Below are 5,568 nucleotides of genomic sequence, written 5' to 3'. Positions count from 1 at the left end.
TTTTGCTAAGTATTTTACTAAGCAAAACTGCTCACAAGTTTTAGATAAATTCTATTATCTAAATTGCTATGATTATAACTACAAAGGTACTAAAGCAGTAGCTTATAAATTAGAAGCAAATAATCTAAAAGGTGAACAAAAATATAAGATAATATAAGATAATATATGATAATATATGATAATATATTTATATCTTAAAATAAGGTAAAAACTATGAAAGCATTAGATGTTGCAAAATACTTTTTATTCTTAGCAAGAAGTAAAGAAGCTGGCGATACGCTATCAAATTTAAAAATACAAAAAATGCTTTATTATGCACAAGGGTATATGCTTGCTATATTTGAAAAACCGCTCTTTGATGATAGAATTGAAGCGTGGAAACACGGCCCTGTAATTAGAACAGTGTATGAACAATTTAAAAAATATGGATCAAATTCTATCTCTTTTGATGAACTTGAAGATTTTGATACAGATTGTATTGCTGACAATAAAGATGCCCATGAACTTTTAGTTCTTATTTTTGACAAATACGGTTCTATGGGGGCTTGGGAGCTTAGAGAAAAAACTCACGAAGAATATCCTTGGAAAAGTTCTTATGTTGCGAGTCTTGGAAATGAAATTACACAAGATGCAATAGCTACTTTTTTTAAGGAAGAAAATAAAAAAGAAGCATTAAGACTAAAAGAATTACAAAAAAATGATATGGAAATTAATGAATTATGGCCTTAATTAATTTTAGATATTTCTTAATTCTTCTTTCCAATATGACTAGTATAGACATAGAAATTTTACTTGAACACAAAAACGAATTACTTAAATACTTATCTCATCTAGGAGATAGTAGTGTTTTTGAAAAAGATAAGTGTTTTAAAGCTTTAAATAATATAGAGCAAGACTACTTTATTTGTATTGGTTTAACAGACAATGAAAAACAAAAAGATTTCTGTAAGAGTGTTTTTATTATCTTAAGAGATCATTGGAGAAAATTTAATTCTACTTTCTATTAACACCAAACTATTCCCTCAATACCCCATCAACCTTTTATATCCATCGCATTAATCCTTCCAATTTTCTAAAAATATTTTTAAAGATTTTTTTGATTTTTCATCTTCAACTTCAACATCTATAATATCTTCTTCTTGGTAAGGCTTAGGATTGTGTTTTGCAAATACAAAAAAAGGATTTTTTTCACCGTAAATAATATATTGAATTCCCCATAAAATCAAAAACAAAGGAATACCAACAAACAGTCCTATGATAGTCAAATCCGCAATAAAAGATAAGATGAAAAGAACTCTTAATGCTCTAATAAACAAATTCAATCCTTTTAATTATTTTCTATTAAAAAATTATACCACAAAAATATTTTTAAAAAAGTTTCTAATTAATATACTAAATTAAATTTTAATTAAGTTTCTTTATTATATACTTTTATCAACAAAACAAAAAGGATAAAAAATGCTAGAGGTTAAATTAGATTTAAGACCTGATATTAAAAAAATGCTAGAAATAGCCTTTGAAAGAAATTATTCAAAAAGTTACGCTTCTTTGGAAGAGTTTTTAGCTAATGTTCTTCATAATGCAGTTAAAAACTTAATCACCAAAGAAGCGTTTGAAAACAAAGGATTTGTTATTTCTCTAAAAGATTAGGAGTTTCGTTTAAAACTTGAAAATCTTTGTCATTTAGTCTTTTTTCAAGTGTTGCGACTTTACTTTCTAGCTCGCTAACTCTTAAAAGAAGATTATTAAGTTGAGCTTTTAAGCTTTGTATTTCGTCCATTACATCACCTTCATAGAGTGAAAGTAATTATAACTAAAAAAAGGATAAAAAATGAGTTTTACAGATTTTTATTTTGATAGAGAAGAAAAAAGAATTTCTAACTACGCAAGAGAATTAGTTAAAGATGAATTAGAGAGCAGAGAAAACTTTGCGGATATTTTTAACTCTTTGCAAGAATTTAAAAATATTTTAGAAGTAAGCTTGGAAGATGATGAAGATATTGCAGCTTCTTTGCAAGCCTATGGAGATGAGTTTATTAACGATACCTATGATTTATTGGAAAAAGTAAGGAAATTTGAGAAGAAATACGAAAAGCTTTATTAAAAGTTTAACAAGTTCTTTTTATTAAAGAACTTTCTTAAGCTTTTGACCGCTTGGAAATTAAGCTTTGCTATCGTGTTGATGGTTTTGAATAGCGGAAGGGTTAGCGAGTTATCCATAAACTTGGCTCGTTATTATTGTTTATAGTGCTATTTTTCAAAGGTTTTCTTGCACTTTAAAAACGACAGAAAATCAAGAGTTTAAGAAAAAGAAAGTATAATTATAAAGTTTAAGTTGCTAACTTGTCTCGGTGTTGAGAAAGGAGGCTCTAAAATGTGGGATAAAATTTTAACAATTTTAATCTTAATCTTAGAGCTAATTAGAGAGCTTATAAAACTCTAATATTTTTTAACACAGATAAATTTTAACTAAATCCGCTTAGCATAAACTTAAACGATTATACAATGCCGAGACTTGCGGATTTACTCGGCTTTATCAAAAATAAAAATAAATTTGATAAAATAACATTGTTTAAGTGGCTAATTTCTCTTGGTGGGGAAGGAGCTGTTTTTGATGATAGAGAAGTTTTTAAAAATTGCTTTTTTATTGTTAGAAATAGTAAAAAAGTTGATTGAAATAATCAATCAACTAAACTAAAAAACCACTAAAATTATAGAATAGCCTTGCTTAGCCTATACTTAAACAATACTCACGCCAAGAGAGCAAGGCTCTTGGCTTTTCTTAAGCTCCTTTAATGCTTAAATGGGGCAACTTTAAAACTACTTATTTTACATTCATGAGAATTTGTCTTTTTTGTTTTTTAGTTTTTATTTTCCTTTTTAATAAAGAACTCAGTTGCTCCTTTTAAGCATTAATCTAAAAGGAGAAAAAATGAAAGCTTATCACACAAAAGAACAAGTCATCATTAAACTTAGCAAAGATGAATATAGAAAAGAAATGAAGCTAAATAAGTCTTTAAAAGATGAAAATAAATCTTTAAAAACTGAAATTTCTAATCTTGAAAATGAAAAAATAGAACTTTTAAAAGAGTTAAAAGACCAAATAGAAGCAAATATGAAAAATATAAAAGAAATTAGCTCTTTGCAAAATAAAATTTATGAGCTTCTTTATGCAAAAGAAAGGTCAAAACTATGTTCTTGATATTTAAAAAGAATGAAAAAATCAGAAACTTAGAAAAAGAAGTTCAAAGGCTAAAAGGTGTAATAGCATTAAAAGATACTGCTATAAATGAAATTTCATTGAAGCTAGAAGAAGAAATTAAAATCAATGTAAAACTTAGTAATTTTCGCATAAAAATCCTTGATGCTTTAGGGCTTATAGGGGTTTTTAAAAATGATGATAAAGCTATTAAAGAAGTAAAAAGATTAAAGGAGAAAGAATGTCAGTAACTACAATATCACAAGAAAAACAAGTCTTAAATATTTTATTAAACAAAGGAAAAATAGATAATTTTTATTGCATAGATACAAGAATTACTACAAGACTTGGAGCTTATATTTATAATCTTAGAAATAAAGGTTATGCAATAGAAACAGTTAGAAACAAAGAAACGAGAAATACTTTTTATATTTTAAAAAGCACTCCAAAAATAAAAAAGGCAGGATAAAATGAATTGTAAAATAATTGATTTAGAGCAGGGTAGTGTGGAATGGTTAAATTTTAGAAAAGGAAAAATAGGTGCATCGATGGTAGCATCTTGTGTAGGTATTAAAGGTGCTTTTAACTCTAAAGAAGAGGCAAGAGATATCATCTTAGGACTTAAAGAAGTCTATCAAAATGAAGCTATGAGAAGAGGCAATGAATATGAGCCTTTGATTAGAGCTAGGGTTGAATTTTTACATTCTGTGAGTATCACTCCTGTAGTTTTGCAAAGTCTAGAAAATGAAATGTTTATAGCAAGTTTAGATGGAATAGATGAAAATGGAATTATTTATGAGTTTAAATACTCGCAAGATGAGTATGATTTTATCAAAAGAAATAAAAAGCCAAGTGATAAATATTACGCTCAAGTGCAATTTGGGCTTTATATCAGTGGTAAAGAAAAATGTATATTTGTAGCCATGAATAAAGAAGAAGAGATTGTAGAGTGCGAAGTTTCAAAAGATGAAGCTTATCAAGAATGGTTGGTTAAAAATATAAAAGAGTTTATATTAGATTATATCATAGATCAAAAAAGCGATTATAAAGAGCTTGAAGATACTAAAGCAAAAAATCTAACGATTGAAATTATAAGGCTTGAAAACACGATTAAACCTATTAAGGAAAAGCTAGAAAGTCTTAAAAAAGAACTCATAGCCTTAGCAAATGGAGAAAAAGCAAGATGTTTGGATATTACAATTTATCCGCAAAGTAGAACTACAATTGATTATAAGGGCTTTTTAGAGCAAAAAAATATTACTGTGCCTAAAGAATTTTATAAGGAAAGTACTTCAATGTGCTTAAAAATCAAAAAAGGAGCATAAAAATAAAGCACTTTTTGATAAAATTATAAAAACAAAGGAAGGGTTAAAATGTTAAATTTAAAAAGTTTAGAAATCACTTGCAAACAATGTAAAACTAAAATCACTTTAGATATAGGTAAAACTGTCATTGTATGCCCACTTTGCAATAATGCTTTTTATAATTCTTATGATGAAGCTCCACTTTCTAAACTAGGAAATATATTGCAAAGCTTAAAAGAGCATAAAAAAGCAGAGTTTAGATTTATTACAGATGAAAAGGAATAAATATGAAAAGCTATAAAATTACCTGCAGAAACTGCGATACGCAAATCATTGCAAAAGTTGAGCAAAGCATTCTTTTTTGTCCTGCTTGTCATACAAACTTTTTTAATTCTTATGATGAAGCACCTTTTAAAACTTTACGTCAGAGCCTAAAATCTTTTGAAGATAAAAGCAGTGTTTTAAAATTTGAGTTTATCACAGATGAAAAGGAATAAAATGGAGAAAGAAAACATTGTTAAAGAAGTTTGTAAAGAGTTAAATATCACGCAAAAGGAGTTAAGCGAGATTTTAGTAATTTATGTTCTTTGAATTAGGGTTGTTTAAGATTTTTGTGTTAGAATTTGGCTATGTTAGAATTAATTAAAAACATAGGGCTTGGCTTATTTGTTAATGGGAGTTTCGCATTAATGAATTTTGACTTTAAACCGCAAAGCTTTATCATAACTGCTTTTAGCGTCGGGATTATGGCTATATGTATTCTTATGCAAAGGAGGCAAAAGGATGAATGAGATAGGTTTAAACATTATCGCAGGGGTAAGCGTTATACTCTTTGCTTATACTTGCTATCTATTTTATAAGCAAAATAAGTCTCTAAAAGACAAAACGAAAGAAAGTAAGCACTAAAATCAAAACAACCCTTTCAAAGCATAAAATGAAAGGGTTAATATGCTATCACAAATACAAAATAATACCTCAATACAAGTTGCTTCATTTTATGAAGTTACCAAAAATTTAATCGCAAAACATTTTTTAAGAAACGCCGATGAACTCATAGAAAATATA

The 5,568-nt window shown here is 27.5% G+C and carries 14 protein-coding genes and 1 pseudogene; 13 read left to right on the top strand and 2 right to left on the bottom strand.

Going from position 1 to position 5,568, the window contains the following annotated elements:
- The 3 genes and pseudogenes from CCO88_RS11010 to CCO88_RS09435 form a co-directional block, all read left to right on the top strand.
- Positions 1 to 139, top strand: a pseudogene (locus CCO88_RS11010) (DNA/RNA non-specific endonuclease); the annotation flags it as partial.
- A 74-nt stretch (positions 140 to 213) separates the two neighbouring features.
- The gene (locus CCO88_RS09440; RefSeq protein WP_002819546.1) at positions 214 to 729 is read left to right on the top strand and encodes a Panacea domain-containing protein; all 516 of its coding nucleotides are present in this window, start codon (positions 214 to 216) and stop codon (positions 727 to 729) included.
- Between the two features lie 35 nt (positions 730 to 764).
- Positions 765 to 1,007 (top strand): hypothetical protein, encoded by a 243-nt coding sequence (locus CCO88_RS09435; protein ID WP_173939526.1) that lies wholly within the window; start codon positions 765 to 767, stop codon positions 1,005 to 1,007.
- 48 nt (positions 1,008 to 1,055) lie between these two features.
- Here CCO88_RS09435 and CCO88_RS09430 read toward each other — a convergent pair whose 3' ends face one another.
- A complete protein-coding gene (locus tag CCO88_RS09430) occupies positions 1,056 to 1,316 on the bottom strand; it encodes a hypothetical protein (RefSeq protein WP_002840505.1) in 261 nt (86 codons plus the stop codon).
- A 142-nt stretch (positions 1,317 to 1,458) separates the two neighbouring features.
- On the opposite strand from CCO88_RS09430, the gene CCO88_RS09425 reads away from it, so the two are divergent.
- Positions 1,459 to 1,650 carry a hypothetical protein gene (locus tag CCO88_RS09425; protein WP_002783990.1) on the top strand — a complete coding sequence of 64 codons (192 nt, stop codon included), beginning with the start codon at positions 1,459 to 1,461 and terminating at the stop codon, positions 1,648 to 1,650.
- On the opposite strand, the gene CCO88_RS10760 is transcribed toward CCO88_RS09425, so the two are convergent.
- A complete protein-coding gene (locus CCO88_RS10760) occupies positions 1,631 to 1,780 on the bottom strand; it encodes a hypothetical protein (RefSeq protein WP_002810114.1) in 150 nt (49 codons plus the stop codon). The genes CCO88_RS09425 and CCO88_RS10760 overlap by 20 nt on opposite strands.
- 51 nt (positions 1,781 to 1,831) lie before the next feature.
- On the opposite strand from CCO88_RS10760, the gene CCO88_RS09420 reads away from it, so the two are divergent.
- From CCO88_RS09420 to CCO88_RS11055, 9 genes are all read left to right on the top strand, one after another.
- Entirely contained in the window at positions 1,832 to 2,104 is a 273-nt protein-coding gene (locus tag CCO88_RS09420) for a hypothetical protein (RefSeq protein ID WP_002783985.1), read from the top strand.
- Positions 2,105 to 2,505: 401 nt separating this feature from the next.
- Positions 2,506 to 2,676 (top strand): hypothetical protein, encoded by a 171-nt coding sequence (locus tag CCO88_RS10755; protein ID WP_002786775.1) that lies wholly within the window; start codon positions 2,506 to 2,508, stop codon positions 2,674 to 2,676.
- A 256-nt stretch (positions 2,677 to 2,932) separates the two neighbouring features.
- A complete protein-coding gene (locus CCO88_RS09415; RefSeq protein WP_002783984.1) occupies positions 2,933 to 3,202 on the top strand; it encodes a hypothetical protein in 270 nt (89 codons plus the stop codon).
- The gene (locus CCO88_RS09410; RefSeq protein ID WP_002840504.1) at positions 3,193 to 3,450 is read left to right on the top strand and encodes a hypothetical protein; all 258 of its coding nucleotides are present in this window, start codon (positions 3,193 to 3,195) and stop codon (positions 3,448 to 3,450) included. The genes CCO88_RS09415 and CCO88_RS09410 overlap by 10 nt, the downstream gene beginning before the upstream one ends.
- Complete coding sequence (locus tag CCO88_RS09405) at positions 3,441 to 3,668, top strand: helix-turn-helix domain-containing protein (RefSeq protein ID WP_002783979.1); 228 nt, start codon at positions 3,441 to 3,443, stop codon at positions 3,666 to 3,668. The genes CCO88_RS09410 and CCO88_RS09405 overlap by 10 nt, the downstream gene beginning before the upstream one ends.
- A gap of 1 nt (position 3,669) precedes the next feature.
- Positions 3,670 to 4,524, top strand: coding sequence for a lambda-exonuclease family protein (locus tag CCO88_RS09400; RefSeq protein ID WP_002840503.1), 855 nt, complete (start codon positions 3,670 to 3,672; stop codon positions 4,522 to 4,524).
- Between the two features lie 48 nt (positions 4,525 to 4,572).
- Positions 4,573 to 4,788 (top strand): hypothetical protein, encoded by a 216-nt coding sequence (locus CCO88_RS09395; RefSeq protein ID WP_002783970.1) that lies wholly within the window; start codon positions 4,573 to 4,575, stop codon positions 4,786 to 4,788.
- A 2-nt stretch (positions 4,789 to 4,790) separates the two neighbouring features.
- Positions 4,791 to 5,000, top strand: a complete 210-nt coding sequence (locus CCO88_RS09390) for a hypothetical protein (protein ID WP_002783968.1) — start codon at positions 4,791 to 4,793, stop codon at positions 4,998 to 5,000.
- Positions 5,001 to 5,286: 286 nt separating this feature from the next.
- On the top strand, positions 5,287 to 5,409 hold the full coding sequence (locus CCO88_RS11055) for a hypothetical protein (RefSeq protein WP_002783964.1): 123 nt from the start codon (positions 5,287 to 5,289) through the stop codon (positions 5,407 to 5,409).
- Positions 5,410 to 5,568 lie beyond the last annotated feature (159 nt).

Source organism: Campylobacter coli LMG 9860 (genome assembly GCF_000254135.1).
GTDB lineage: Bacteria > Campylobacterota > Campylobacteria > Campylobacterales > Campylobacteraceae > Campylobacter_D > Campylobacter_D coli.
The sequence above is the reverse complement of the archived record's forward strand: the minus strand, read 5'-3'. Positions and strand labels throughout refer to the sequence as shown.